Below are 259 nucleotides of genomic sequence, written 5' to 3'. Positions count from 1 at the left end.
AAATTTGAAGGGGTAACCTTAGCATAGTAATTCGTATTTGGAGCTAAAGTAATATTTGCAATTGTTCCAGCAACAGTAGAATTCAGTATATCTGAACCGCCTGAAGTTGTTCCAACTTTCACTTTATAGTTTACAGCAGTAAGCACACTTGACCAGGATAATGCTAAGTTTCCTGCGGATATTGTAGATCCATTAACAGGATTTGAAATGGTTGCACAAGAAGGAGCTGTAGCTACGGCCTCCTGGTTCAATACAATAT

At 38.2% G+C, this 259-nt stretch carries 1 protein-coding gene; it reads right to left on the bottom strand.

What is annotated here, in order from left to right; translation table 11 throughout:
- A partial coding sequence (locus SB764_RS41990) for a hypothetical protein (protein WP_410867034.1) occupies positions 1 to 259 on the bottom strand: 259 nt, incomplete at both ends.

Origin of the sequence: Paraburkholderia sp. SIMBA_027, from assembly GCF_046535315.1 — a bacterium.
Lineage (GTDB): Bacteria > Pseudomonadota > Gammaproteobacteria > Burkholderiales > Burkholderiaceae > Paraburkholderia > Paraburkholderia tropica.
The sequence above is the reverse complement of the archived record's forward strand: the minus strand, read 5'-3'. Positions and strand labels throughout refer to the sequence as shown.